We start from the raw sequence: 26,540 nt of genomic DNA, 5'->3' as shown, positions 1-26,540 counted from the left end.
GAAGTATGACATATGCCGAATCGAAAAAGAATCCGCCCGAAGGTGGATTCTTAAGAGGTGACGAGGTCGCTCCAGGCACGAGGATCTTCTTGCCAGTCGCGAAGCGAATCGAGCTCCGAACGGTTTAGAACGCCCGTACTCTCTGCCACTTCAATCAATTCTGAGAACGTTGTCAACGATGTTGCCGTCAGATCTGCATCGCTTAGATTCTTCTGAAGAACCGGTAATTCGTACGAGAAGATGGCTTGAATCCCAATGACGTCACCACTCGCCTGACGAATCGCCTTCGCCGCATCGATACTCGACATCCCGGTCGACAATAAATCCTCGATGACGAGTACTCGAGCGCCTGCCTCGAGTCTTCCTTCAATTTGATTGCCTTTCCCATGCCCTTTTGCACTCGAACGGACATAAATGAATGGAAGCCCGAGTCGGTCAGCGAGCAATGCCCCGTGAGGGATACCTGCCGTGGCCGTCCCTGCGATCACATCGACATCGGTCGGATTCACTGACTTCACCAATCCATCGACGATGACTTGACGCACTTTCGGATAACTGAGTGTGAGTCGATTGTCGCAGTAGATCGGACTCTTCAATCCGCTCGACCATGTATACGGCTCAGTCGGTGATAGTGTGACGGCTTCAATCTGTAAAAGTGCCTCAGCGATTTGTTTCATTCATTTGTCCCCATTCCTTCATAAATTGGTCGTACATGGCCATCGGATCAGTCGCACGTGTAATCGGTCGGCCGACGACAATTGAGTGAACGCCCGCCAATCTCGCTTCCTGTGGCGTCGCGATACGGACTTGATCATCCTCGGTTGCACCGAGTCGGATGCCAGGTGTGACCGTCATGAACGTGTTCCCTAGTTTTTGATGAATCGCTTTCGCTTCTTGAACGGATGCGACTACTCCGTCAAGTCCTGCCTGCTTCGCAAGTGTCGCTTGTCTGAGAACGGCTAGATCGAGTCGTCCAGCAATCCCGAGCTCTGTCTGCATCATTCGTTCATCTGTCGACGTCAACTGTGTGACCCCGATCAATCGAGTCGTATCGTTTGCCTGACGTAACCCGTCTAACGCATAACGCATCATCTTTTCGCCGCCTAATGTGTGGACATTCGTCACAGCCACCCCGAGCTTTCCGATTTGTCGCATCGTACGGCGTGCCGTCTCCGGGATATCGTGTACTTTCACATCTAGAAAGACCGGATAACCCTCGTCGACCAATTCTTCGACAAAGCGTGCGCCTTCCCGATAAAAGAGTTCCATCCCGACTTTGACAGCCGGTCGGTTTGAAAATCGTTTTAACAAATGAAACGCTTCGTCCCGCGTTTCCACGTCAAGGGCGAGATACAAGTTGCGCATAGGCCTTCCCCCTCACATCCAAAATATGTTCGATTCCGAGTGAATCAAGTCGTGCCGGTAACGCTTCAATGATTTCCTGACAGACGTATGGATTTTCAAAGTTCGCCGTCCCGACGGCAACGGCAGAAGCCCCCGCGTAAATAAACTCGAGCACATCGTCGACCGTCCGAACCCCGCCCATGGCGATGATAGGAATGTCGACCGCTTGTGCGACTTCATACACCATCCGGACCGCTACCGGTTTGATGGCTGGACCGGATAACCCACCGATTTGGTTCGCTAAAATCGGTCGACCTGTCTCGATATTGATTCGCATCCCTACGAGTGTGTTGATCATCGTCAAGCCGTCCGCCCCGGCTGCTTCGACGGCTCGCGCCATGTCGGTGATTGACGTGACGTTCGGAGACAGTTTGACATAGACCGGCTTACTTGAAGCCGCTTTGACGAGTCGTGTAAGTTCTGCGGCCATCACCGGGTCCGTCCCAAACTGCATGCCTCCACATTTCACGTTCGGACACGAGATGTTCAATTCAATGGCTTTAATCGTCGGGTCGGCACTGATTCGACGGGCGACTTCCACGTATTCATCTGGCGTCGAACCGGCAACGTTGGCGATGATTTCCGTGTCGAACGTCGAGAGAAATGGTAACTTTTCTTCGATGATCGCATCGACTCCCGGATTTTGAAGACCGATCGCGTTGAGCATACCCTGTGCCGTTTCGGCAACACGTGGGGTCGGATTACCGAATCTCGACTCCTCCGTCGCTGCCTTGATCATGATCCCTCCCAAAATCGAGAGGTCGTACAACTTCGCGAATTCCTCCCCAAATCCGAAACATCCGGAAGCCGGAATGATTGGATTTTTTAAACGAAGACCTGGTAACTCGACATTCAATCTCATAACAGCACCTCTTCCGCATTGAATACCGGACCGTCACTACAGACTTTCACATAGCCGTCCGGCGCTTGACAGACACAGGCAAAACAAGCACCTATGCCACAACCCATCCGATTCTCGATCGAGAGATATCGTTCAGGAATTGGTGAAGCGGCGACTGCTTTTAACATCGCTTCCGGACCACAACTGAACAACACATCGGCTTGGATGCGTGCGAGGGGGCCAGTGACGAAGCCAAGCTCCCCGTGAGTACCGTCTACTGTCGTGATGATCGTCTCACCAAGTTCACGAAAGGCTTCTTCATAAAAGACGCTTTCTTTTGAATCAAACCCGAGAATTGCAATCGTTTCAATCCCCATCTCATGTAGTCGACGTCTGACGTAGTAAAGCGGTGGGACCCCAATCCCACCTCCGACCAGGACGACTCGCTTTCCATGTTGCGCCAGTGGAAAACCGTTCCCGAGCGGACCAAGGACGTCTAGCGTGTCCCCCACTCGTTTCCCTGCCAGCTCAGTTGTCCCTTCCCCAATCACTTTGTATAAGAAGGTGATTTCGTCCCCCTCGACGTTCGCCACCGATAACGGCCGACGTAACAGACCGGACGTCTTGATGTGAAAGAATGTCCCAGGGGCGACCTCCACCCCAGGGCAACGTACTTTCATTTCCATCGTCGCTTTGGCGATTTGCCGGTTGCTCACAATCGTCACGTCATGTCTCATACCATCACCCCGAACGTTGTGAATGCCGGGATGCTGACCGTCTGGAACGACAGGCTTTCAATGACTTGTAACAAGGCTTCGACCGTATCGAGCGAGGTCAGGCAAAGCGTGCCCTGTTCGGCGGCCGTTCTTCGAATCAAGAACCCGTCTTTCGTGACGAGTGCGTCGCGGCTCGTCGTATTGATGATCAAGTCGACGTCTCCCCGCTCGATCACACTGAGCATCGTCTCACCGTCTTCTTGAATTTTCCCGACTCGACGAACACGCATCTGTTCCACTTCAAGACTATCAGCCGTCCCACTCGTTGCCATGAGGCGGAAACCGAGGCGGTCAAATCGTTTCGCCAAGGCGATGGCCTCGTCTTTGTCATGGTCGGCAATCGTCATGAGCACGTTCCCTTTCAAGGCGATGTTCATCCCTGCTGCAACGAGCCCTTTATAGAGCGCTTTTTCGAGCGTCCGGTCTGTCGCCATGACCTCTCCTGTCGACTTCATCTCGGGACCGAGCGATGGGTCTACCTCTTTCAATTTCGCGAACGAGAAGACCGGTACTTTGACCGAAATACTGTCCGACTCAGGATGAATGCCTGTCCCAAGACCTAGTTCTTTTAAACTCGTCCCAAGAATCGTTTGTGTTGCAATCCGTGCGACCGGTAACCCCGTTACTTTCGAGATGAATGGGACCGTCCGACTCGCACGTGGGTTTACCTCGATCACATACAGGTCATCCGCATAGACAAACTGGATGTTGAGAAGGCCTTTGATGCGGAACGCTTTCGCTAACTTGATTGTATAATCGACGACTTTTTGTTTCAGTTCTTCACTGAGTCGTTGAGGCGGATAGACGGCAATGGAATCGCCTGAGTGTACGCCGGCACGTTCGATATGCTCCATGATCCCTGGGATGTAGACGTCCGTCCCGTCACAGATGGCATCGACTTCAATCTCAATTCCTGTCAAGTAGCGATCGATGAGAACCGGTCGATCTTTCGAGGCGATGACCGCATGTCGCATGTACCGCTCGAGCTCTGACTGTTCATACACGATTTCCATCGCCCGTCCACCGAGGACGTACGATGGTCGAACGAGTACCGGATAGCCGAGCTCATTCGCACATGTGACAGCCTCTTCCACGTTTGTCGCAGTCTTTCCTGGTGGTTGAGCCAATCGTTCCGCTGACAATGTGGCTTCGAACGCCTTTCGGTCTTCGGCACGGTCGATATCTTCCAGCGTCGTCCCAAGAATTTTCACGCCGTTCGCTTCTAACGATGCCGCCAAGTTAATGGCAGTCTGTCCACCGAATTGGACGATGACACCTAGCGGGTTTTCGTTCTCGATGACCTCTAATACGTCTTCTGTCGTCAACGGTTCGAAGTACAATCGATCGGAGATGGAGAAGTCTGTCGAGACCGTTTCTGGGTTGTTGTTGATGATGATGGCTTCATATCCTGCATCTCGAATCGTTTCGATTGAGTGAACGGTCGCATAGTCGAACTCGACACCTTGTCCGATTCGAATCGGACCTGATCCAAGGACGAGGATGGACTCCCGGTCTGTCTTCACCGCTTCGTTCTCCACTTCATATGTCCCATAAAAGTATGGTGTCTCAGAAGCAAACTCGGCCGCACACGTATCGACCATCTTATAGACGGGACGAATGCTCCATTCTTTCCGTTTCGTGCGAACCGCTTCTGTATCCATCGACAGCATACGGGCGATTGCCACATCACTGAACCCTAGACGTTTCACATCCAGTAGACGTTCTGACGTCAACGGCTCCTTGATCAGTTGTTGCTCTGCCTGCCAGATCCGGTTCAATTTCTGTAAGTAGAATCGATCGATTTTTGTCAGTTGGTGTAGCGTTTCTACCGTGTATCCGCGACGAAGGGCCTCATAGACGATGAACAAACGCTCGTCTGTCGGATGAATGAGTCCATTCTCGAGCTGTTCTGTGTCTAGTGCTTGAAGTTGTGGAAGGTGGAGTTCTTCCATACCCAGTTCAAGCGAGCGAACCGCTTTTAGCAGAGCCTCTTCTAAATTCCGACCGATGGCCATGACCTCACCCGTTGCCTTCATTTGTGTGCCTAAGCGGCGATCCGCGGACTCAAACTTATCGAAGGCGAAGCGTGGGATTTTAGCGACGACGTAATCGAGCGCCGGTTCGAACGAGGCGTAGCTCGTCTCTGTGACCGGGTTTTTTAGTTCTGACAACTTGTAACCGACAGCGACTTTCGCAGCAAGCTTGGCAATCGGATAGCCTGTCGCTTTTGATGCGAGCGCTGAGCTCCGTGAAACACGTGGATTCACTTCGATGACATAGTACGTGAAACTGTCTGGGTCGAGTGCGAATTGGATGTTACACCCACCCTCAATACCGAGTGCCCGAATGATATCGAGCGAGACGCTGCGTAACATCTGATAATCCCGATCTGATAGCGTCTGCGTAGGGGCGAATACGATCGAGTCACCGGTGTGGACTCCAACCGGGTCAAAGTTTTCCATCGCACAGACGATGATGGCTTGGTCACTCGAGTCACGCATGACCTCGAACTCGACTTCTTTCATCCCGGCAATCGATTTCTCCAACAAGACTTGCGTAACAGGACTCGCCTTTAATCCAGATTCAACGATTTGCTCGAACGATTCCCGGTCATGGGCAATCCCGCCACCAGTTCCCCCGAGCGTGTACGCAGGTCGGATGATGATCGGGTATCCGATCCGTTCCGCAAATCCCCAGGCAGACTCGAGCGTATGGACAATCTCACTTTCAGGTACACCGTGACCGAGTTCGAACATCAAGTTACGGAACTGTTCCCGGTCCTCCGCCTGAACGATCGCAGACAATTTTGTTCCAAGAAGTTCCACGCCACAATCCCGCAAGACGCCCCGTTTGTCGAGTTCAAAAGCCAAGTTCAAACCCGTCTGCCCGCCAAGCGTGGCAAGGAGTGCATCCGGACGTTCCTGCCGGATGATTCGCTCGACGAATTCTGGTTCGAGCGGTTCGATATAGACACGGTCCGCCGTCGTCGGATCTGTCATGATGGTGGCCGGATTCGAGTTGACGAGGATGACTTCGTAGCCTTCTTCTTTCAAGGCAAGACATGCCTGTGTACCAGCATAATCAAACTCCGCTGCTTGTCCGATTACAATCGGTCCTGATCCAATTACGAGGATTTTCTGAATATCTGGTCGTTTTGGCATGTCAAATTCCCACTTTCTGTTTGTTTTCTTGTACGAGTTGCATGAATCGGTCAAATAAGTCGTTGGCGTCGAACGGTCCCGGTGCTGCCTCCGGATGATACTGTACCGAGAAGGTCGGGTGATGGAGATGTCTTACCCCTTCGATCGTTCCGTCATTGACCGCACGGTGTGTGACGATGAGCGGTGTATCGAGCAGTGACGTTTCCTCAACCGCATATCCATGGTTTTGAGAGGTGATGGTCACGGCACCGGTCTCAAGCTCGAGCACCGGATGATTCGCGCCACGATGTCCGAACGGAAGCTTGAATGTGTTCGCACCGTTTGCGAGAGCAATCAGTTGGTGACCGAGACAAATCCCGAACATCGGTGTCGTCGGCATCAGTTGCTCGATGAGCGGCAGTGCCGTCGGAACGTCTTTAGGATCTCCTGGTCCATTTGACAACATGATGCCGTCCGGCTCATACCGTAATACGTCCTCTGCCGTCACATCGTGCGGGAAGACGATGACCTCACAATCTCGTTTCATCAACTCGCGCATGATTCCAAGCTTCGCCCCGAAGTCGATCAAAGCAATGCGAGGGCCAGCTCCCGTACTCACATATGTCCGCTTCGTCGATACGCGTGCGACTTGATCGTTCGGCGATTCTTCATCAAAACGGGTTCGTACCTCGTCCCACGTCAACTCTCCATCGATGAGGACACCGCGCATGACCCCTTTCGCTCGTAAATGACGTGTCAACATCCGTGTATCGATATCCGAAAGTCCCGGAATGCCGAAGCGGGTGAGTGTCGCATCGAGTGTCGCCGTTGAACGGAAGTTCGATGGCGTATCGCATGCTTCTTTCACGATTAACGCTTTTGCCATCGGAATCGTCGTTTCAAAATCCTCACGATTGACACCATAGTTCCCAATCAATGGGTTCGTCAGTACAATCATTTGGTCGCAGTATGATGGATCTGATAAGATTTCTTGGTATCCTGTCATACCTGTCTGGAAAACGACTTCTCCCATCGTATCAGCCGGTGCCCCGAATCCTTTACCGACAAAATTCATTCCATCCTCAAGCCATAATGTTCGTTTCATCAAATCGCCCCTTATATACAATTTCACCGCCGACCATCGTCATGACCGGCCATCCAACAAGCTTTTTCCCTGCGAACGGTGTATTCTTTCCTTTTGAGTAAAATGTCGTAGGAACGACCGTGCGAGACGTTTCCGTATCGATGAGAATCAGGTCCGCATCCACCCCAACTTTCAATTCTCCTCTCGATAAACCGAATACGTCACTCGGACGTTTCGTCATCCAGTCGAGCAACTGATGCTCCTCCATGACGCCCGTTTTTACAAACGTCGTGTACAGAAGTGGAAAGGCAGTCTCGAAGCCGGTAATTCCAAACGGAGCCCGCTCTATCCCTTGTGCTTTTTCTTCTACTGTATGGGGGGCATGGTCCGTTGCGATCATATCGATCGTCCCGTCAAACAATCCCTCAAGGAGGGCCTGTCGATCATCCTCGCTTCGGAGCGGTGGGTTCATCTTGAAGTTTGCATCGAGCCCAGGGATATCGTCCTCGCTCAAGACGAGATGATGCGGCGTCACTTCTGCGGTCACGTGGATGCCGGCTCGTTTCGCATCCCGAATGACACGAACCGATTGGCGGGATGAGACGTGACAGACATGATAATGACACCCTGTCTCTTCAGCAATCAAAACGTCGCGAGCGATATGGATGCTCTCCGCAAGGCTCGGAATTCCTTGAATGCCATGCGCCTCACTGAATTTGCCCTCGTGGACCGACCCGGCCTTTAACGTATTGTCCTCACAGTGGGCGACGACCGCTTTGTTCAATCGTTTCGCTTCACGCATGGCTTGTCGCATCATCGCCGCCGATTGGACACCGACCCCATCATCCGTGAAGGCGAAGGCATCTGCGAGCGATTCCATGTCGACCTGTTCTTCCCCGAGCTGTCGTTTCGTGATGGCGGCGTAAGGTAACACACGTACGACCGCATCTTGTTCGATTTTTTGAAGGAGGACGTCCATTGTTTCGCGATTGTCAGGAACCGGTCTCGTGTTCGGCATCGAGCAGATAGTCGTAAATCCTCCTGCCGCTGCCGCCATCGTCCCCGTCTGAATCGTCTCTTTCGCCTCGCCCCCTGGTTCACGCAAGTGGACGTGGACATCGACGAGTCCTGGTGCGAGCAGATAGCCTGATGCATCGAGGACTTCTTGTCCCTCGGTCTCCCCTTTATAGTCGAGTGATTTTATCTTTCCGTCTTTCACTTGAATGGATGTCGTACGCTTCGTTCCCTTGTCATACCATGTCGCGTTTTGAAGTATCATTGTTGTCCTCCTAATGCTCGATTTAAGATGCTCATCCGGGCATACACCCCATTCTTCATTTGCGGGAAGATGCGTGACCGTTCATGCTCGATCAGACTTCCCGCAATCTCCACATCCCGATTGACCGGAGCCGGGTGCATGATGATGGCGCCTGCCTTCATTCGCTCGACGCGTTCGACCGTCAAACCGAACTGTGTGTGATACTCTTCTTTCGAGAAGACGTCTCCCATGATATGGCGCTCGTGTTGTACACGGAGCAACATGATGACGTCACATTCGCCTATGATGTCATCGAGTTCTTTTCGCTCTAGCCCCATCGAATCGTCCCACCAAGAGGCAGGACTACAACCGACCACGTTTGCTCCGAGGCGCTTCAAGACGCTTGCGTTTGAGCGAGCGACCCGACTATGGACGAGGTCACCACAGATGGCGACGTTCAATCCTTGGAACGTTCCGAACTCTTCAAAGATGGTAACGAGGTCGAGCAACGATTGAGATGGATGTTCCCCGCTCCCGTCCCCTCCGTTCAACACCGGGATATTCAACTTTTCGATGAGTTCGTGATAATAGCCCGCTTCCGGATGTCGAATGACGAGTGCATCCACACCGATGGCTTCGAGCGTTTTACACGTATCGTAGAGCGTCTCGCCTTTCGTGACCGATGACGTCGTCACATCGAACGGAATCTCCTGCATGTTCAAGTGGCGTTCGGCCATTTGAAACGAGTTTTTCGTACGTGTCGAGTTTTCAAAGAACAGGTTCGCTACGGTCTTCCCGTCAAACAGTGGAGGAAGATCACCTTGCTTGTAGCGCAATGATTCTTCAATCATGCCCATGATCTCTTCAAGGGAAAGTGTGTCCAAACTGACGAAGTGTTTGACCGGTTTCACGTTTGTTTGCATCGTATTCATGTTCGTCTCCTCCTTTTATTAGAGGCAAAGAGAAAAGGCGTCTCTTCACCGATGTGAAGGGACGCCTTTATCTGGGCAGGGTACACCCAAATAAACGAGCCTTCACTTTGCCGACCTCACGGGATCGAATTAAAAGTTACTTGCTTGTTTCGTTTCTTCAGTTGTGTTGACTTCGACTGCTGTGTCGTCTTCTTCATGCGGTAAGATGGCGTTCAACAAAATGCCGACGACCGTCGCGAGTGCCATGCCTTGTACCGGGAAGCTCCCGATTTGAACCATCGCACCTCCGAGTCCGATGACGAGGATGACCGACGAGATGATCAAGTTGCGTTTTTCTGCCAAGTCGACTTTGCTCTCCACCATCGTCCGTAATCCGTTCGAGGCGATGACACCGAACAAGAGGATCGAGATTCCACCTTTGACCGGGTTCGGGATGGTCGAGATGAACGCTTCGATATGACCGAGGAATCCGAAGCTGATGGCCATGAGTGCTGCGCCAGCGATGACGTAGACACTGTAGACTCGTGTGATGGCCATGACGCCGTTGTTCTCACCGTAAGTCGTACATGGTGGTCCACCGAGTGCAGAGGCGACGGCTTTTCCCACTCCGTCTCCGAGTAGCGTGCGATGGAGACCTGGATCTTTCATCGTTTCTCGTCCGATAATTTTTGACGTGACCATCTGATCTCCGATGTGCTCCGTCATCGTGACGAGTGCGACCGGAACGATGGCGAGAAGGGCACCGACTTGCCACATCGGCATGTAGTCGACGAACACCATCGTGAAGTCAGGAAGTTGGAACAGGCTGGCTTGTTGAATCGGCGAATAATCGATGATGCCGAATGCCGCTGCGACTGCGTATCCTCCCACGATCCCAAAGAGGATTGGGACCGCTCCCCAGACACCTTTCAGTTTCGTCATGGCAAGCATCGTGATTCCAAGTGTAAGCAGGGCAATCGTCATGAACGTCCCGTTATAGGCACCATCTTGATTCATCGACATGTCGATGGCGACCGGTGCGAGCGAGAGTCCGATGACCATGATGACCGGTCCAACGACGACCGGTGGGAGCAGTCGGAGCAACCAGTTGACGCCTGTCTTATAGATGATCAAGGAGACGACACCGTACACAGACCCGGCGACGATTCCGCCGAAGAGTGCGGCTTCGACACCCCATTGCTGGCTGACCGCTATGATCGGGGCGATGTAGGCAAAACTTGAACCTAAGTATGTTGGGACTTTGAAGCGGGTAATCGCTAAGAATGAGAGCGTGGCCACACCGGAAGCGACGAGGGCGACCGATGTATTTAATCCTGTCAAAATCGGGACTAAAATCGTCGCTCCGAACATGGCGAAGACGTGTTGAAGGCTGAATAATAGCCATTGTGGAAAGTGAGCTGGACGCTCGTGGATGTGTAGAACAGGTTGTTTCATATTGAATTCTCCTTCCTGGCCTCTCTGGACCACCTTAAAGGTATGAGTTTATTGCTGATGGATCGTGACTTCATCCGCCGTGTCGACTTCACTGAGTCTCACAACGACTTGCTCGGACTTGGACGTCGGAACGTTCTTTCCGATAAAATCTGGTCGAATCGGGAGTTCCCGATGGCCTCGGTCAATCAAGACAGCAAGTTGGATGTAATCCGGACGACCATGGTCGACAAGCGCGTCCATTGCGGCACGAACTGTACGACCTGTGTAAAGGACATCATCGACGAGGACGACGGTCTTTCCATTGATATCATGGGGTAGTTCCGTCGCTTTGACTTCAGGGTCTAACGACTTCTTCGATAGATCGTCGCGATACAAGGTGATGTCGAGATTGCCGAGTGCGACCGGCTTGCCTTCAATCTCCTCGATTCGGCGAGCGAGTCGGTCAGCGAGCGTCTCACCTCTCGTCTTGATTCCGACGAGGACGACGTCATCGATTCCTTTGTTTCGCTCGATAATTTCGTGTGCGATTCGGGTCAAAGCACGACGGATTGCTGACTCATCTAAAATGACTGATTGTTTCACGTGATTCCTCCTTCCAAGCTTCACTAAAAAAGAAGACTCCCTCATCCGGCTGGAAAGGGAGTCTTCATCAAAAACGGCATACGAATGCCGGGGTTGAATTGACGTACATGTGACCGCGGTCACAATCCTTTCACAGCCTCTCTGGACTGGGTTTAAAGGTGTTATGCTTCCTAGACTATAAATCGGAACGTGACAGAAGTCAACGAGTTTTCTCGATTTTATCTAATTTTGCGAGTTCCGCATTAAAGTCTTCTGGTAATGGTGCCTCAAACTCCATCCATTCTTTCGTACGTGGATGGTGGAATCCGAGTGTTGCCGCATGGAGCGCTTGACCGCCCAAATCAATCGTGCGGCGTGGACCATATTTCGGGTCACCGGCGAGCGGATGACCGATATAACGCATATGAACGCGAATCTGATGCGTGCGTCCAGTCTCTAATTTACACTCCACGAGCGTGAAGTCTTTATAACGTTCGAGTAAACGGAAGTGCGTCACGGCTTCTTTTGCGTTCCGGTCCGTCACGGTCATTCGCTGACGATCATTCGTATCGCGACCAATCGGTGCTTCAATCGTTCCAAGTTCGTGGACGAGTTCGCCATGGACGAGCGCGATATACTCGCGTTTGATGGTCTTGTCCTTCAACTGGCTCGCCAGCGATTCATGGGCCAAGTCATTTTTGGCGACCATGAGAAGACCCGTCGTGTCCTTATCAATCCGATGGACGATTCCTGGACGTTTGACACCGTTGATACCCGAGAGGTCATCACAATGATAAAGTAGCGCATTGACGAGCGTCCCTGACGTGTGTCCAGCTGCAGGGTGAACGACCATCCCGCGTGCCTTGTTGACGACGATGACGTCCTCGTCTTCAAAGACGATCTCGAGCGGGATGTCTTCAGGCAACACTTCGAGTTCGACCGCTTCCGGCACGTTCACTTCCACTTCATCCCCCACTTGAAGCTTGTAGTTCGCTTTCACGGCACTACCGTTGACGAGGAGGGCTCCCGTCTTGATCCATTCCTGTACTTGAGAGCGTGACCATTCACCACGGTCACTGACCCACTTATCAATCCTTGCCTTTTCATCGGCGACAAAAGTATACGATTCCATTACGATTGTCCCCTTTCTTTGTGTAATTTTTCTTCAAATAAAATCCCGATGACCATCAAGATGACACCAAACGTGAGTGCCATATCAGCCACGTTAAAAATCGGGAAGTTGTATCCGAACGGATACGTATCGACAAAGTCGACGACTTCGCCACGGAACAAACGATCAATAAAGTTACCGATGGCACCGGCCAACAGTAATCCGACACTATATCCGATGAGTTGATAGCCGTTCACCTCTTTGTGCAAGAAGTAAACGAGTCCGGCAACGACAAGTATGGTGATGATAAAGAAGAACGCCATCTGTCCTTCTAACATCCCCCAAGCCGCTCCTTTATTGCGGTAGGACGTCCAGTATAACAAGTTCGGGATGACTTCAATCGATTGACCAATTGTCATCGTTTGAACGACTACCCATTTTGTGAGTTGATCGATCAAAATCAAGATGAGCGCCAATCCATAATATCGTTTCATATGCGTCTCCTTTCAAGCCGTTAAGAAACCGGAGTGGGGACGCCACTCCGGTTCGTCTTAACCGATTACTGATGCACAGCGTGGGCAAAGCTCTGGATGCTCTTCGTTTTGTCCAAGCTCTGTCGAGTATGTCCAACAACGTGCACAAGCGGCTCCATCCGCTTTCATGACTGTGATTTTCGTCGTCGCATAATCGACGTCTGCCGTCTCAGCCCACTTCACTTGCGATACTTGAAGCAGTTGGCTGACATTGTCGATCGTGTTCAACAAGTCGGCAGTCTCTGCTTTTGGTGCGAGAATCAACTTCGCTTCGAGCGGTTTCCCGATCAACTTTTCTCCACGTGCGATTTCAATCGCTTTGAGGACGTCGTCGCGGAAGACGAGGAACTTCGACCACTTCTCGAGTAATGCCGTTTCGTCTCCTGTGAGCGCGCTCACTTCTTCTAAATCCGTCAAGAAGATGCTTGCTTCTGACTTTCCAGGCACTTCTTTCCATGCCTCATCGGCAGTGTGTGGAAGGATTGGAGCCAATAGTTTCGTCAAGAGGACGACGGCATCGTACATGACCGTCTGAACGGCACGACGACGGAGATCGTCTTCACGTTCGATATATAGGATATCTTTTGTGAAGTCGAGGTAGAACGATGACAACTCGTTGACACAGAAGTTATGAACGAGGTGATACACGGCCATAAAGTCAAACTCATCATATGCTTTGACAACTTTTGTCTGCAATTGTTTGAGCTTCGTCGCCATGAAGCGGTCCGCTTCCGGCATATCATCAAATGCGACACGCATCGATGGCTCGAACCCGTTCAAGTTCCCGAGTAAGAAGCGAATCGTGTTACGCATCTTCCGGTAAACTTCTGACACCTGTTTGAAGTTATCGTGTGACGCACGTACGTCCGACTGGTAATCGACGGATGCGACCCAAAGGCGTACGATCTCTGCGCCATACTGCTTCACAAGATCGTTCGGTGCAATCGTGTTACCGAGCGATTTCGACATTTTGCGTCCGTCCCCATCGAGGACGAATCCGTGACTCAAGACATTCCGGTACGGTGCTTTCCCAGTCGTCGCAACGGCCGTCGAGAGTGACGAGTTGAACCAACCACGATATTGGTCCGATCCTTCAAGGTAAAGGTCAGCCGGACGACGAAGGTTTTCGCGTTCTTCTAATACACCAGCGTGTGAAGAACCTGAATCGAACCAGACGTCCATGATGTCGAGCTCTTTACGGAATTCACCGTTCGGACTGTTCGGGTGAGTGAACCCTGCAGGGAGAAGGTCTTTCGCTTCACGCTCATACCAAACGTTTGAACCGTGCTCACGGAATAAGTTGGCGATGTGGTCGATTGTCTCGTTCGTGATGATTTCCGTTCCATCTTCCGCATAGAAGATTGGGATTGGAACTCCCCAGGCACGCTGACGGCTGATGACCCAATCTCCACGGTCACGGACCATGTTGTAGAGACGTGTCATTCCCCATTCAGGGACCCAGTTCACTTCCTCGATCTCACGGAGCATGTCTTCACGGAAATCTTTGATGGACGCGAACCATTGTGGTGTCGCACGGAAGATGACCGGCTTCTTCGTACGCCAGTCATGCGGGTACGAGTGTTTGATGAACTTCAAGTTGAGCAAGTAGCCGTTCTCTTCAAGCTTCATACCAATTTGTTTGTTCGCATCTTCGTAGAAGAGACCTTCGAAACCAGGGGCTTCGTCTGTCATATAGCCACGGTCATCCACCGGGCAAAGGACGTCTAATCCGTAAGCCTGTCCGACGCGATAGTCGTCTTCCCCGTGTCCAGGTGCTGTGTGTACGAGTCCAGTCGCATCCGCAGTGACGTGGTCGCCAAGGATGACGAGTGACGTCCGGTCATACAATGGATGTTGGGCCGTCATGTACTCGAAGTCACGTCCGTTCCAAGACCCACTCACTGTGTAATCCGTCCATCCGAGCGCTGCCGTCACTTCTTCAACGAGCGTTTCCGCGACGATATAGCCTTTTCCTTCATGTTCGATACGCGTGTAAGTCAACTCATCACTTACCGCGATTCCAAGGTTCGCCGGGATTGTCCAAGGCGTCGTCGTCCAGATGACGAAGTGATCGTCTGACGTCAACGTATCTTTACCGTCCACGACACGGAACGCCACGTAGATAGCCGGTGATTTTTTATCGTAATATTCAATCTCTGCTTCCGCGAGTGCCGACTCGGAAGATGGTGACCAGTAAACCGGTTTTTTCCCTTTGTAGATATAACCCTTCTCAGCCATCGACCCGAACAAACGAATCTGTGCCGCTTCGTATTCAGGAAGGAGCGTGATGTATGGGTTCTCAAAGTCTGCGAGAAGACCGAGACGTTTGAATTGTTCGCGTTGCGAGTTCACTTGCTCCATCGCATACTCTGCACACTTTTCACGGAATTCCGCGACTGTCATTTCCTTACGATTGACGCCTGCTTTTTGAAGGGCGTTCTCGATTGGAAGACCGTGCGTGTCCCATCCTGGAATCATTGGAGACTGATAGCCGTTCATCCCTTTGAAACGAACGATGATGTCTTTCAATACTTTGTTCATCGCGTGTCCCATGTGGATGTCACCGTTCGCATATGGAGGTCCATCATGTAAGATATATTGTGGTTTCCCAGCATTTTTTTCTTGTACCTTGTTGTAAAGGTCCATATCTTCCCATTCTGTTTGCATCGCTGGCTCGCGCTTTGGTAAATTCCCACGCATCGCGAATTCTGTGTTTGGCATTAATAGCGTGTCTTTGTAGTTCATCGAAACTCCTCCATCAACATTTTTTAGAAAACAAAAAAACCAACCCATCCCTGATAGGGACGAGTTGGTTGACTCGCGGTACCACCCTACTAGTCTCATCATCATGAGACCGCTCTCGGTAACCGATAACGAGGTCAGGCGGTCACGCTTACTTCACTTCAGCGTGACGACTCATAGGGGATACCGATTCAAGTCTTTCTCCTAGGCTCTCACCGTCCCTAAGTCGCTTCGTAGGTATGACTCGATCGACGCGTCCTACTCAACGTGTTGATCATTTATCCGTGTTGTTCTTCATTACGTGTGACTTCGTCGTCATTATACGCAAGTTCTGTTCTATCGTCAAGAACCGTCTGCACAGGCGGTTCCCCGACAATCGTTTCCCATTCCGTACTGTTGAGAAGTTCCATTTGCGCATCGACGAGGACGCGGAAGCGTGTCCGATACAACTCTACTTTCTTGAGCATTTGAACGACTTCTCGTTCAGCAAGTTGCTCTTTGCGCGCCGCTTCCTCTTCACGAGCGAACGCTTCACGTTCCGCTTGTTTCAAGATGAGACTCGCTTCTTTTTGAGCATTGTTCTTCACTTCTTCCGCCGCTTCCTGCGCGACGATAATCGATTTGTTCAACGTATCTTCCATCGAGGAGAAGTAGTCAATGCGGGCTTGCATATCGTTGACAAGTTCTTCATACCGTCGATTCTCACGAATCAATAGTTCAAACTCTTTAATGATTTGATCTAAAAATTCATTGACCTCATCGATGTCGTACCCACGAAAACGGGAAGAGAATTCTTTATTATGAATATCAATCGGTGTCAACGCCATTCGACTTTCCTCCTAATTTCAACGTATGGTGCCATACTGGATTTTAATTTTTTCACGTTTGGTCGATCCGAGAATCTCCATCAATTTGATGCGACCATATCCACGGACGGATAGTAGATCATCCGGTTCAAGGATGAAGCTCGCGTCTTCAATGACTTTATGATTCACTTTACAGTCGCCATGTTTGACGAGCGCCTGCGCTTTTTGCCGAGAGATGTTAAGCACCTCGCTTGCGACCGTATCAAATCGTAAGGAAGAGACGATGCCGAACCCTTCGATCCATTCGGTCGCAGGGACGACAAGAACCTCGTCTTTTGGCACGGAAGAAATGCGAACTCTCGCTTTTCCGACACGTTCAAGATTCATTTCAATGAACCCGACCGCTTCACGCGTCGTCGCAAATTGTACAATCTCATCGTCAAGAACGACATCTCCGAACTTTTGACGTTTCAGTCCAGCGTTCAGCAATGTTCCTGTCACTTGTCGATGCGTCAAGTCCACGAATTTTGTTGGGTACTCGATTCGACGGATCTCAATCTCAAAATCATCTGGATTGAGTTCATAGTAATCCGGCGCTAAAATCAGACGACGTCTTTCCGCGCCTTCAAATCCGCCATCATCATGAATGACAAGTTGTTTACCGACGAGTTGTTTGACGATTTGCTGTTCACGTGGGTCTAGAAAATCCGTCAATTTCAACACATAGCTATTCTCCACTTGTTGTACCCAGTCGAGCACTTGTTCAACGAACGCGCGTTCACTTGGTCGATAATGGTCATAGACGCTCATACGTCACCCAAAGATCGCAGCGATGCCGGCTTGGGCCATACGAAGCACGAACAGCGCAACGATTGGGGAGATATCAAGCATACCACCAATCGGTGGGATGATCCGGCGAAACGGCGCCAAGAACGGTTCACACAAAAACGATAAGATTTGACCAAATTTAGATTCGCGTGCGTTCGGGAACCATGATAATAAAATATAGCCGATGAGGACCCAACTATAGATACCAAGTAGATCGCTCAACGTGTTGCCTAAGGCAGGGATTACGTTTTCCATTCAGTTACCACCCTTTACTGTGAAGTTCATCCTCCGATATCAAGTTTGAGATTGAACCAGTCAATTCGACGTTGTTCGGAGTACACAGAATCGTGTTATGTCCAATCGAAGTCATCGATCCCTCAAGGGCGTATACGACACCTGAGAGGAAGTTGACGACTTGACGCGATTGCTCTTTTGACATGCGCTGAAGGTTGACGATGACAGCACGGTTTTCTTTCAAATGATCGCTAATGTCTTGCGCCTCAGCGAACACACGCGGCTCAGCCAATACGACTTTTGAACGGTCTTTCTTTTTCGTATTTAATGCCACGAGATTATTCGCTGATTTTGGACGATCATCCTGTCTGACGACAGATGTTTCGGTTGTAGACGGAGCTGCTGCATTTGCCACAGTATACTCTTCTTCTTCATATGTGCTGTTCGGATCTTCTTCGAGTCCAAAGAAATCTTTCATTTTGTTTTTGATTGACATAACGGATTCCTCCTTAAGATATATTATTGCACAAGTACGGTACCAATACGAACAAACGATGCGCCTTCTTCAATCGCGATTGGATAATCGTTTGACATCCCCATCGACAGCTCCGTGCATGGTGCGTGTTCAAACGCATTTGCCTTCACTTCATCACGTAGATGACGGAGACGGCGGAACGTTTCACGAAGAGTTGACTCTTCTTCAGTGAATGGTGCCATCGTCATCAGCCCGATGATTCGAATATGAGGATACTGTTTACAGTTCTCGATGAAGGGCACGACTTCCTCTATTTCGAGACCATGTTTTGAATCTTCTCCTGACGTGTTCACTTGAACGAAACAATCGATTGTTCGGCTCGCGCGCTTGTCAATCTCCGATGCAAGAGACAAGCGGTCGAGCGAATGAATTGCCGCGACGTAATCAATGATTTGTCTCACTTTGCGTGTCTGTAACGTACCGATAAAATGAAATCTTGCATCCTTCGGCATCCCTTCAACCTTCTCGAGTAAAGAATCTGGACGGTTTTCTCCGAAATCACGAATCCCTTCTTCATAAAGGGCATTCGCCACATCGACACCGACCGATTTCGTGACTGCGATGAGTGTCGGTTCTACTTCTTGAACATGTGATGCCATGATGGATTGAACTTTTTTAACATTATCTGAAATACTCACGATTTGCGCTCCTTGACAATGACTGCCGCAAACCGACGTTTCGTCTCTCCATCTCGATAGGAGAAAAACGGGCTGTCCGCGCCAGTCGTTAAATTCGATTGCATGACCTCAGTGTCATGTTCTTTTGCCAATACTTCATTGACGGTTTGGAGGGACAAGAGCGCGTGCTCACCCAACTCGTTTCGCACTGACCGTTCATATGCAATCGGCGAAACATCCCGGACGGCCTGGAGAACACGACCATCGACCTCATAGTCACTTCCTGAGATGGAGGGACCGACGAGCATGTCTATATCGGTCGCCTCGATTCCTTGCTCAGCAAACGCCTGCATCATGGTCTTAACGATGTTTCCGACCGTTCCCTTCCACCCGGCATGAGCGATGCCGATGACTCCATGATCTTTCGCACAGAAGAAGAGCGGTACACAATCAGCAAAGACGAGGGCTAACGGTAACGCGTCTTCGGTTGTGAGAAGCCCATCTGTTTTCGGAATCGCCTCTTCATATCGGAATGCCCCCTTACCTTTGTCCGACGAATCGACGACTTGGACAGTCGTACCATGTACTTGATCCGCCCACACGGAGTCCTCTAACGAGAGCCCGGCTTGTTGAAAGAACTGTTGACGATTTTCGACGACTCGGTCAATTTCATCGCCCACATGTAATCCGACGTTTCCAGCATTATGTCCGTCCGTTCGTGTCGTCGCGTAAGCATGATAACGGTTTGTTTCGGTTTCCCAAGTATGTAGCAGTTGCATCGGTCTCTCCTTTTAGAAAAAGGGATGCCGAGTACCGGCACCCCTAGTTGTTTAGTTACGGCGTTGTCTCACAAACGCAGGGATGTTGATCGTCTCGTCTGGGACGTCTCCTCCATACACTGGGCGATGGAAGTTCCCTTCGTCTTGTTGAGCCGCTTCATTTGCTTTTGGTTGGGGTTCCTTGTTCTCAACCTCAGGCTGTTTTTTCGGCTGCTGAAGGAACGGGTTCGTTCCTTGTGCTTCTTCAGCGAATTCAGTTGCGATCACGGTAACGATGATTTCATCGTTCAAGTTTTCGTTGATGACCGAACCGAAGATCAAGTTCACTTCTTCATCAGCCGCACTTTGAACGATTTGAGCCGCCTCCGTCACTTCAAACAAGCTAAGGCTAAGTCCACCAGTGATGTTCATCAAGACACCTTTCGCTCCTTCGATTGAAGATTCGAGAAGTGGTGACGAAATTGCTTTCTTCGCTGCTTCAACGGCACGGTTTTCACCTGTCGCGACACCGACACCCATAAGGGCAGACCCTTTCTCCGTCATGATCGTTTTCACGTCCGCGAAGTCGAGGTTAATGAGACCAGGGATGGCGATCAAGTCTGTGATTCCCTGTACACCTTGACGAAGGACGTTATCCGCTTCACGGAACGCTTCGATCATCGGTGTGTTGCGTTCCACGATTTCAAGAAGCTTATCGTTCGGAATCACAATGAGGGTATCTACTTTTTCTTTGAACGCTTGAATACCGTGCTGTGCGTGTTGCATACGTTTCCGTCCTTCAAACATGAACGGTTTTGTCACGACACCGACCGTGAGTGCGCCGATTTCTTTTGAAATCTCGGCGATGACCGGAGCAGCACCTGTTCCCGTTCCGCCACCCATTCCAGCTGTGACGAATACCATATCTGCACCGTCAAGTGCTTCAATCAACTGTTCACGGCTTTCTTCAGCCGCCTTTTTACCGATATCCGGATTCGCACCTGCACCGAGACCGCGTGTCAATTTTGCACCAAGTTGAAGCTTCACGTCGGCTTTCGACATGTTCAACGCTTGTGCATCCGTGTTGACTGCGATGAACTCGACTCCTTGTACCCCATGTTCAATCATGCGGTTAACGGCGTTTGACCCGCCGCCACCGACTCCAATTACTTTAATTTTTGCTACGGCGTCAATCGCCTCATCAAAGTACATCATTCAGGTATCCCCCTACGTATTTTCCAAGTTGTATTACATCGTCAGCTTAAACGCCAAATAATTTTTCCATCAAACGACTAAATCCTTTTTTCGACTCTTGATCGCTCTCGTATTCGTTCTCTCCTACATGAATATCGGTCGCTTCCGGCTTCGTGTGAAGTGTTTCCTGGCGAACTTCCGGTTTTTCAAGTTGAGATTTCGAAACGTGATGATCACTCATCAAGACATATTTCAATACACCGACGGCTGTCGCGTATTTTGGATGTCTGACACCAATCGACGACGGTTGATACAATCTCGTCTTTTGGTCCATAATGCGAGTCGCCAACTCCTGAATACCCGGTAGAGCAGCTGCCCCACCGCAAAGTAAGTATCCGCCATTCAGCATCGGAACACCTACTTTTTGAACCTTATTCAACATTAGGGTAAACATTTCCTCTATTCTCGCTTCTAAAACGTAGCTAATTTCTGACTGTGGTTCGAACGCCACTTCCCCATTGATGTTCGTGTAGGAGAAACCTTCTGTCTCATCAGCCATTTCTTCAAGAGCGAGACCATATTCTTCTTTCGCCACTTTGGCGTCTTGATATTTACAATTGAGTTTATAGACCAAGTCTCTTGTCATATGATCTCCACCGACCGGGAGGATATACGAGTAGACGAGATCTCCCCGATAAAATACGGAAACCGTCGTCTTTTCATGTCCGACATCGACGAGCCCGATTCCTAAATCGATTTCATCTACAGAAGCTGCACTCATGCCGAGTGCAAGGTTTCCTAGAATAAAACCTTCGAGTTGTAATCCAGCCCGTTCAATCGAACGACGAATACTATGTAAAATGGTCTTCGACCCGGTCACCATTTTCCCATGCATCTCAAGTCGATAGCCTAACATACCCCGTGGATCGACAACACCTGTTTGTTGATCAACCGTGAATGAAGATGGGATCACATCGATGACACTCATCTCGTCCGGTAATCGCATTACTTGTGCCGAGTTGATGACTTCCATCACGTCTGCGTCGGTAATTTCTTGATCTTCCCGCTTCACGGATGCAATTCCGTGACATGGGGCAATTTGGATATGCTCTCCTTCGATGGCAACGTATACAGATCGAATTTGATCACCTAGCGATGTCTCAGCATGCTCAACGGCCTGTTTGATCGCTTGGACTGTTTTATCGATGTCTACGACAGCGCCACGTTTTACACCCGCAGACGGTGCACACCCTTCTGCCAAAATATTAAGCGTTCCGCCGAGCAATTCACCGACGACGAGCTTAATCTCTGACGTTCCAATATCTAATGCGGCCACATAACCATTCGCTTCCAAAAGGGAAACACCTCCGCTCTATAATTTTCCTGTTCCAATTGCCTGACACGTATACAGATATCCAAAAAAATTGTTGGTTTCGACAAGATATCTCACGTCTAAGTTTACAACAAATAAGATAGTGAGAAAAGGTAGAATCCTACAATTTAAGCGGTTTCGCGTTATCAATTCGTTTACAAACGACAAAAAAACAGCCCTTATGTGTCTAAGGACTGTAATATAACTGATTATTCATTCGTTTTCTCGTATGGAACAAAGTAAAACCCACCATCCATGACGACGGTCCCACGCTCACCTTTCGGGATGTTTTCATAAATTTCTCCATACTTCGATACGGTCTCACTCAACTTCAATGTAGGTGTGAGTAACGTATTGCCGTCGTTCATAAAAATCTCGTATCGCGTCGGCTCATCTTTTCGTTTTGATAAAATCACTTCTGACATACGAGCCCGAGTCGCATCATCCACCCGTTCGAGTTCACTTGCAATCTTTTCAAGTTCTGCTTCCGAGTTGAACTTTCGTAAGAGCGGTCCGTCCTTTAGCTTTTGCGGATCGGTGATGGCTCCGGTCGGATGGAGTGAACCGTCGGCTAACACGACGACATCTCCTTTTTCGGCTTTCGCATAAGCAATCATTTTCTCTTCTGTCACAGAGATATGAACCTTGTTATACCAAGAACGATCGATCTCTACCCGTTTGATACCAGGCAACTTTTCCATCTGTTCACTCATCTTGTTTGGGGAAAGACTGACAAACTTCGTCGACGAATCGAGCTCCATATCCTGAAACACGTACGTTTCTTCTAACCAGTATAGACCCGATACCTTCACATCTTTCACGTTCGACATCGAAGTCTGCATGTAGACCACGAGTAAGATGAGAATTCCAAACAGTGAGAGTACAGAGAACATCCGACGGTTCGCTTTTTTACGCCGTTGTTTTTTCATGTATGGAATACGGTCTTCGAGACTGCGTACCGTTTGTTGGCTTGGTTCCATCGGGTTCTACTCCTTTATTGAATGACTTCTTCTACCAGGTCGGCCAATGCATCTGACGCGTTCGGGAAACCGAGCGCACGCGATGCGTTCGCCATCTCTTCACGCTGTTCGAGTGCTTGACGAATCGCTTCTACGAGCGAAACACCCGTCAACGCTTCTTCTTTGACAAGGAGGGCCGCCCCGTTCTCGACGAGGGCCGAAGCATTTTTCGTTTGATGGTCAGCTGTCACGTACGGACTTGGGACCAAAATGCTCGGTAAGCCAAGTGCGGTCAATTCTGAAATCGTTGAAGCGCCAGCTCGTGAGATGACGAGTGACGTACAAGCGAGTAGAGATGGCATATCGTACACGTACGGATGAATGTGTACATTGTCAGAGGATGGTGCCTGTTTCGACACCGCATCGAAATGCACTTTCCCTGTGACGTAAAGGACGTTGATCGGCAATTCTGAGAGCGCTGGGATTGCTTCCACGACCGCTTGGTTGATGGCCTCGGCTCCGCGGCTTCCACCATAAACCAAGACAATCGGACGGTCATCTAAACGATACTGTTCGCGGATAGACGCCTCATCGACTTCCGTCTGCAATACTTCGCTACCACGCGGGTTTCCAATCAAGCGAACGTTCGCGCCCGGAAAATGGACATCCGATCCTTTGAACGAGAGGGCGACCCGATCGGCTTTCTTCGATAAGAATTTGTTTGTTAATCCCGGGATACTGTTTTGTTCATGCAGAATCGTGGGAATCCCAAGCTGTTGTGCCGTATAAACGACGGGACCGGATACGAAACCACCCGTGCCAATCACGACGTCCGGCTTAAACGCCGCCATGTCTTTCTTCAATGCCCGAACGGCTTTCAAAAACCAGTAGGCGGTCTTCAGATTCTCGAGTGAAAGCGAACGCTTCAGACCTGCGATTTGAATCGACTTGAACGGGACACCGGCTCGCGGTACGAGATCGGCTTCTAATCCATTCTCCGTTCCAATGTATTGTACCTGTAAATCCGGGTGACGTTTTTGTAGCGTTTCAATCAATGCGAGTGCCGGATAAATATGACCACCGGTACCACCACCAGAAATCATGATTTTCATCGGTTCGCCTCCTCATATGAACGGACGAGTTGAACGAACTGCTCGCCTCGTTCTTCAAACGTTTTAAATTGATCCCAGCTAGCACAGGCAGGTGAGAGTAAGATGACGTCTCCCGTCTCGGATTTCTCAAACGCGAGCGGAACGGCGTCTGCCAACGTCTCGACCGTGAATGATGGAATCTGTTGGGACTCGCCGAGCTCTTTAAATCGTTCAGCCGTCTCACCATACGCGACGACAGTTTTTACTTTTGAGAGAGCAGAGGCGAGCGAAGATAAGTCCGCACCGCGTTCGAGACCACCACAAAGCCAAACGATTGGGGCGTCAAACCCCCGTAACGCCGCTTCCGCTGCTACGTTGTTCGTCGCTTTCGAATCATTGTAAACAGCACGTCCAAGCACATCACCGAGACTCTCGGTCCGATGCGCAACGCCACCGAAGTTTCGTAACACACGTTCGATATGCGTACGTGGAATAGCAAATGGTTCCACTAAGAGTAGTGCAGCCAATACATTTTCCACATTGTGCGCCCCACCTAGTGCCAGCTCATTTACTTGCATGATTTTTTCACCACGAACTGTGACCCATCCATCGACGACAGAAGCATCACCTCGGTCAAAGCTGAACGTAGTTGGTTCAATCTCTCCCGGGACGCGTTTCATCACTTCCGTATCCGTCACTTTCACGACGATTTGGTCTGCATTCGTCATTTGACGGAACAGGTTTCCTTTTGCATCCGCATACGCATCAAAATCTCCATGATAGTCCAGATGGGCTTCCGATAGATTGAGTAGTGCCGCCGAGCGGGGATGGAATGACTCAATCCCCATCAATTGAAAACTCGACAATTCAATCACAATCAAATCGCCCATCTTCGCCTGAGATGCCACTTCAATCGCCGGGAATCCGATGTTTCCCGCAAGATGCACCGGACGTTCCCCACCTTTGAGCAATTCATAGACGAGTGTCGTGGTCGTCGTTTTCCCATTTGAGCCGGTGATGGCAACAAATTCCGCCTCCGTTGCCAAATAAGCAAGTTCCACTTCGGTATAGATTTGGATGTTTCGAGACATCGCTTCTTGAAGCAATGGAATCTGATACGGGATGCCTGGATTTTTGACAATCAACTCTGTCTCATTCAACAGAGCGAGGGGATGTTCGTTAAATACCGATTGAATCCCAAGCGCCTGAATTTTTTCCTGTTCGTCTTCCGGAGGGATATTCCCCGTATTGATCGTCACATCTGCTCCTGCATGATGCAGATATGTCGCCGCTGCAATGCCGCTCTTCGCAGCACCGAGGACAAGAACTTTTTTACCGTGCCATTGCTTTTCCATCTGTCTCACCCTTTTACATGAGTAGTAATGATAAACCTGCTGTAATTAAACTGATGCCTCCGAACGTGAGTACGATGCGCCATTCTGACCACCCGACCATTTCGAAGTGGTGATGGATCGGACTCATCTTGAAGAGTCGTTTCCCCGTCGTTTTAAACGAGATGACTTGCAAGATGACGCTCAATGTCTCGATGACGAAAATGATTCCGACAAAGACGAGAAGCAATTCGAGCTTCAACATCAAAGCGAGTCCAGCGACGGCTCCGCCTAGTGCGAGCGAACCGGTGTCACCCATGAAGATTTTAGCCGGATACTTATTGAAGACTAGGAACCCGATCAAGGCACCGACGACCGCAAACGCGAACCAAGCAATCCCAAGTTCATCTTGTGTAAGTGCGTAAATCCCAAAGAATGTGAACGTCGGGATGGCCGAGAAGGAGACGAGTCCGTCTAATCCATCTGTCAAGTTGACGGCGTTTGAGAATCCGACGAGCCAGAAGATGACGATGGCGATATAGAACCATCCTGTATCGAACGAAATCGACGTGAATGGAATCGAGATCGATGTATCGAGGTCTCCCCCGAGTGACAAGAACCATGCAAACAATACCGATACCACGATTTGACCAATCAACTTCTGGAGGGACGTCAATCCGAGGTTTCGTTTGTTGACGACTTTGATGTAGTCATCTAAGAAACCGATGACACCGAATGCCATCGTAACGAATAGAAGAGACCCGAATCCAGCGACCGCTTCGCCAAAAATGACGGATACGATGAATCCGACAAGGATGGCGAGCAGGATGACGATCCCACCCATCGTCGGTGTACCTGACTTCTTCTGGTGCCAACCTGGACCTTCATCACGAATCTCTTGTCCGAACTTTAATTGACGCAATGCTGGGATGGCTCGCGGCATCACGATCAAGACACTTAATAATGAACTGATTAATACGATTAAACTAATTAACATGT

Annotated in this window: 25 protein-coding genes; all 25 read right to left on the bottom strand. The window is 50.1% G+C overall.

Features of this window, described 5'->3' with window-relative positions; translation table 11 throughout:
* Positions 1-50 precede the first annotated feature (50 nt).
* Positions 51-677: an orotate phosphoribosyltransferase gene (pyrE, locus tag ACFO4U_RS02160; RefSeq protein WP_215244058.1), complete on the bottom strand. Its 627-nt coding sequence runs from the start codon at positions 675-677 to the stop codon at positions 51-53.
* A complete protein-coding gene (gene pyrF, locus ACFO4U_RS02155) occupies positions 661-1,365 on the bottom strand; it encodes an orotidine-5'-phosphate decarboxylase (RefSeq protein ID WP_215244059.1) in 705 nt (234 codons plus the stop codon). Before pyrF ends, pyrE begins: the two co-directional genes overlap by 17 nt.
* Positions 1,340-2,266, bottom strand: coding sequence for a dihydroorotate dehydrogenase (locus ACFO4U_RS02150; RefSeq protein WP_214691076.1), 927 nt, complete (start codon positions 2,264-2,266; stop codon positions 1,340-1,342). Before ACFO4U_RS02150 ends, pyrF begins: the two co-directional genes overlap by 26 nt.
* The gene (locus ACFO4U_RS02145; protein WP_215244060.1) at positions 2,263-2,982 is read right to left on the bottom strand and encodes a dihydroorotate dehydrogenase electron transfer subunit; all 720 of its coding nucleotides are present in this window, start codon (positions 2,980-2,982) and stop codon (positions 2,263-2,265) included. The genes ACFO4U_RS02150 and ACFO4U_RS02145 overlap by 4 nt, the downstream gene beginning before the upstream one ends.
* Positions 2,979-6,182 carry a carbamoyl-phosphate synthase large subunit gene (gene carB, locus ACFO4U_RS02140; protein ID WP_159562063.1) on the bottom strand — a complete coding sequence of 1,068 codons (3,204 nt, stop codon included), beginning with the start codon at positions 6,180-6,182 and terminating at the stop codon, positions 2,979-2,981. Before carB ends, ACFO4U_RS02145 begins: the two co-directional genes overlap by 4 nt.
* Before the next feature lies 1 nt (position 6,183).
* On the bottom strand, positions 6,184-7,266 hold the full coding sequence (locus ACFO4U_RS02135; RefSeq protein WP_215244061.1) for a carbamoyl phosphate synthase small subunit: 1,083 nt from the start codon (positions 7,264-7,266) through the stop codon (positions 6,184-6,186).
* Positions 7,244-8,524, bottom strand: a complete 1,281-nt coding sequence (locus ACFO4U_RS02130; protein ID WP_215244062.1) for a dihydroorotase — start codon at positions 8,522-8,524, stop codon at positions 7,244-7,246. The genes ACFO4U_RS02135 and ACFO4U_RS02130 overlap by 23 nt, the downstream gene beginning before the upstream one ends.
* Positions 8,521-9,435 carry an aspartate carbamoyltransferase catalytic subunit gene (locus tag ACFO4U_RS02125; RefSeq protein ID WP_084543094.1) on the bottom strand — a complete coding sequence of 305 codons (915 nt, stop codon included), beginning with the start codon at positions 9,433-9,435 and terminating at the stop codon, positions 8,521-8,523. Before ACFO4U_RS02125 ends, ACFO4U_RS02130 begins: the two co-directional genes overlap by 4 nt.
* A gap of 129 nt (positions 9,436-9,564) precedes the next feature.
* Positions 9,565-10,869: a uracil-xanthine permease family protein gene (locus ACFO4U_RS02120; protein ID WP_015881324.1), complete on the bottom strand. Its 1,305-nt coding sequence runs from the start codon at positions 10,867-10,869 to the stop codon at positions 9,565-9,567.
* A gap of 48 nt (positions 10,870-10,917) precedes the next feature.
* Positions 10,918-11,496, bottom strand: a complete 579-nt coding sequence (gene pyrR, locus ACFO4U_RS02115; protein ID WP_230872797.1) for a bifunctional pyr operon transcriptional regulator/uracil phosphoribosyltransferase PyrR — start codon at positions 11,494-11,496, stop codon at positions 10,918-10,920.
* Between the two features lie 154 nt (positions 11,497-11,650).
* Positions 11,651-12,562: an RluA family pseudouridine synthase gene (locus ACFO4U_RS02110; protein ID WP_015881322.1), complete on the bottom strand. Its 912-nt coding sequence runs from the start codon at positions 12,560-12,562 to the stop codon at positions 11,651-11,653.
* The gene (lspA, locus tag ACFO4U_RS02105; protein WP_214684520.1) at positions 12,562-13,035 is read right to left on the bottom strand and encodes a signal peptidase II; all 474 of its coding nucleotides are present in this window, start codon (positions 13,033-13,035) and stop codon (positions 12,562-12,564) included. The genes ACFO4U_RS02110 and lspA overlap by 1 nt, the downstream gene beginning before the upstream one ends.
* 57 nt (positions 13,036-13,092) lie before the next feature.
* Positions 13,093-15,819 carry an isoleucine--tRNA ligase gene (gene ileS / locus ACFO4U_RS02100; protein WP_215244063.1) on the bottom strand — a complete coding sequence of 909 codons (2,727 nt, stop codon included), beginning with the start codon at positions 15,817-15,819 and terminating at the stop codon, positions 13,093-13,095.
* 275 nt (positions 15,820-16,094) lie between these two features.
* Positions 16,095-16,643, bottom strand: a complete 549-nt coding sequence (locus tag ACFO4U_RS02095) for a DivIVA domain-containing protein (protein ID WP_074037318.1) — start codon at positions 16,641-16,643, stop codon at positions 16,095-16,097.
* Between the two features lie 18 nt (positions 16,644-16,661).
* On the bottom strand, positions 16,662-17,432 hold the full coding sequence (locus ACFO4U_RS02090; protein WP_078146656.1) for a YlmH family RNA-binding protein: 771 nt from the start codon (positions 17,430-17,432) through the stop codon (positions 16,662-16,664).
* 3 nt (positions 17,433-17,435) lie between these two features.
* A complete protein-coding gene (locus ACFO4U_RS02085; RefSeq protein ID WP_015881317.1) occupies positions 17,436-17,705 on the bottom strand; it encodes a YggT family protein in 270 nt (89 codons plus the stop codon).
* Between the two features lie 4 nt (positions 17,706-17,709).
* On the bottom strand, positions 17,710-18,180 hold the full coding sequence (locus ACFO4U_RS02080) for a cell division protein SepF (protein WP_078146655.1): 471 nt from the start codon (positions 18,178-18,180) through the stop codon (positions 17,710-17,712).
* Positions 18,181-18,203: 23 nt separating this feature from the next.
* Positions 18,204-18,857 (bottom strand): YggS family pyridoxal phosphate-dependent enzyme, encoded by a 654-nt coding sequence (locus ACFO4U_RS02075; RefSeq protein WP_215244064.1) that lies wholly within the window; start codon positions 18,855-18,857, stop codon positions 18,204-18,206.
* Positions 18,854-19,615, bottom strand: a complete 762-nt coding sequence (pgeF, locus tag ACFO4U_RS02070; RefSeq protein ID WP_215244065.1) for a peptidoglycan editing factor PgeF — start codon at positions 19,613-19,615, stop codon at positions 18,854-18,856. The genes ACFO4U_RS02075 and pgeF overlap by 4 nt, the downstream gene beginning before the upstream one ends.
* A gap of 51 nt (positions 19,616-19,666) precedes the next feature.
* A complete protein-coding gene (gene ftsZ / locus ACFO4U_RS02065) occupies positions 19,667-20,809 on the bottom strand; it encodes a cell division protein FtsZ (protein ID WP_015881313.1) in 1,143 nt (380 codons plus the stop codon).
* A 46-nt stretch (positions 20,810-20,855) separates the two neighbouring features.
* Complete coding sequence (gene ftsA / locus ACFO4U_RS02060; RefSeq protein WP_215244066.1) at positions 20,856-22,142, bottom strand: cell division protein FtsA; 1,287 nt, start codon at positions 22,140-22,142, stop codon at positions 20,856-20,858.
* A gap of 227 nt (positions 22,143-22,369) precedes the next feature.
* Positions 22,370-23,140, bottom strand: a complete 771-nt coding sequence (locus tag ACFO4U_RS02055; RefSeq protein WP_215244067.1) for a cell division protein FtsQ/DivIB — start codon at positions 23,138-23,140, stop codon at positions 22,370-22,372.
* Positions 23,141-23,154: 14 nt separating this feature from the next.
* Complete coding sequence (gene murG / locus ACFO4U_RS02050; RefSeq protein ID WP_215244068.1) at positions 23,155-24,231, bottom strand: undecaprenyldiphospho-muramoylpentapeptide beta-N-acetylglucosaminyltransferase; 1,077 nt, start codon at positions 24,229-24,231, stop codon at positions 23,155-23,157.
* Positions 24,228-25,565: a UDP-N-acetylmuramoyl-L-alanine--D-glutamate ligase gene (murD, locus tag ACFO4U_RS02045; RefSeq protein ID WP_215244069.1), complete on the bottom strand. Its 1,338-nt coding sequence runs from the start codon at positions 25,563-25,565 to the stop codon at positions 24,228-24,230. Before murD ends, murG begins: the two co-directional genes overlap by 4 nt.
* 13 nt (positions 25,566-25,578) lie before the next feature.
* Complete coding sequence (gene mraY / locus ACFO4U_RS02040) at positions 25,579-26,538, bottom strand: phospho-N-acetylmuramoyl-pentapeptide-transferase (RefSeq protein WP_074037332.1); 960 nt, start codon at positions 26,536-26,538, stop codon at positions 25,579-25,581.
* Positions 26,539-26,540 lie beyond the last annotated feature (2 nt).

This window comes from Exiguobacterium profundum (assembly GCF_042652865.1).
In the GTDB taxonomy this organism is placed as follows: domain Bacteria; phylum Bacillota; class Bacilli; order Exiguobacteriales; family Exiguobacteriaceae; genus Exiguobacterium; species Exiguobacterium profundum.
The sequence above is the reverse complement of the archived record's forward strand: the minus strand, read 5'-3'. Positions and strand labels throughout refer to the sequence as shown.

Coding starts and splice junctions, on each gene's coding strand:
- pyrE (WP_215244058.1), bottom strand. CDS start 677: ATGAAACAAATCGCTGAGGCACTTTTACAGATTGAAGCCGTCACACTA.
- pyrF (WP_215244059.1), bottom strand. CDS start 1,365: ATGCGCAACTTGTATCTCGCCCTTGACGTGGAAACGCGGGACGAAGCG.
- ACFO4U_RS02150 (WP_214691076.1), bottom strand. CDS start 2,266: ATGAGATTGAATGTCGAGTTACCAGGTCTTCGTTTAAAAAATCCAATC.
- ACFO4U_RS02145 (WP_215244060.1), bottom strand. CDS start 2,982: ATGAGACATGACGTGACGATTGTGAGCAACCGGCAAATCGCCAAAGCG.
- carB (WP_159562063.1), bottom strand. CDS start 6,182: ATGCCAAAACGACCAGATATTCAGAAAATCCTCGTAATTGGATCAGGA.
- ACFO4U_RS02135 (WP_215244061.1), bottom strand. CDS start 7,266: ATGAAACGAACATTATGGCTTGAGGATGGAATGAATTTTGTCGGTAAA.
- ACFO4U_RS02130 (WP_215244062.1), bottom strand. CDS start 8,524: ATGATACTTCAAAACGCGACATGGTATGACAAGGGAACGAAGCGTACG.
- ACFO4U_RS02125 (WP_084543094.1), bottom strand. CDS start 9,435: ATGAATACGATGCAAACAAACGTGAAACCGGTCAAACACTTCGTCAGT.
- ACFO4U_RS02120 (WP_015881324.1), bottom strand. CDS start 10,869: ATGAAACAACCTGTTCTACACATCCACGAGCGTCCAGCTCACTTTCCA.
- pyrR (WP_230872797.1), bottom strand. CDS start 11,496: ATGAGGGAGTCTTCTTTTTTAGTGAAGCTTGGAAGGAGGAATCACGTG.
- ACFO4U_RS02110 (WP_015881322.1), bottom strand. CDS start 12,562: ATGGAATCGTATACTTTTGTCGCCGATGAAAAGGCAAGGATTGATAAG.
- lspA (WP_214684520.1), bottom strand. CDS start 13,035: ATGAAACGATATTATGGATTGGCGCTCATCTTGATTTTGATCGATCAA.
- ileS (WP_215244063.1), bottom strand. CDS start 15,819: ATGAACTACAAAGACACGCTATTAATGCCAAACACAGAATTCGCGATG.
- ACFO4U_RS02095 (WP_074037318.1), bottom strand. CDS start 16,643: ATGGCGTTGACACCGATTGATATTCATAATAAAGAATTCTCTTCCCGT.
- ACFO4U_RS02090 (WP_078146656.1), bottom strand. CDS start 17,432: ATGAGCGTCTATGACCATTATCGACCAAGTGAACGCGCGTTCGTTGAA.
- ACFO4U_RS02085 (WP_015881317.1), bottom strand. CDS start 17,705: ATGGAAAACGTAATCCCTGCCTTAGGCAACACGTTGAGCGATCTACTT.
- ACFO4U_RS02080 (WP_078146655.1), bottom strand. CDS start 18,180: ATGTCAATCAAAAACAAAATGAAAGATTTCTTTGGACTCGAAGAAGAT.
- pgeF (WP_215244065.1), bottom strand. CDS start 19,615: ATGCAACTGCTACATACTTGGGAAACCGAAACAAACCGTTATCATGCT.
- ftsZ (WP_015881313.1), bottom strand. CDS start 20,809: ATGATGTACTTTGATGAGGCGATTGACGCCGTAGCAAAAATTAAAGTA.
- ACFO4U_RS02055 (WP_215244067.1), bottom strand. CDS start 23,140: ATGGAACCAAGCCAACAAACGGTACGCAGTCTCGAAGACCGTATTCCA.
- murG (WP_215244068.1), bottom strand. CDS start 24,231: ATGAAAATCATGATTTCTGGTGGTGGTACCGGTGGTCATATTTATCCG.
- murD (WP_215244069.1), bottom strand. CDS start 25,565: ATGGAAAAGCAATGGCACGGTAAAAAAGTTCTTGTCCTCGGTGCTGCG.
- mraY (WP_074037332.1), bottom strand. CDS start 26,538: ATGTTAATTAGTTTAATCGTATTAATCAGTTCATTATTAAGTGTCTTG.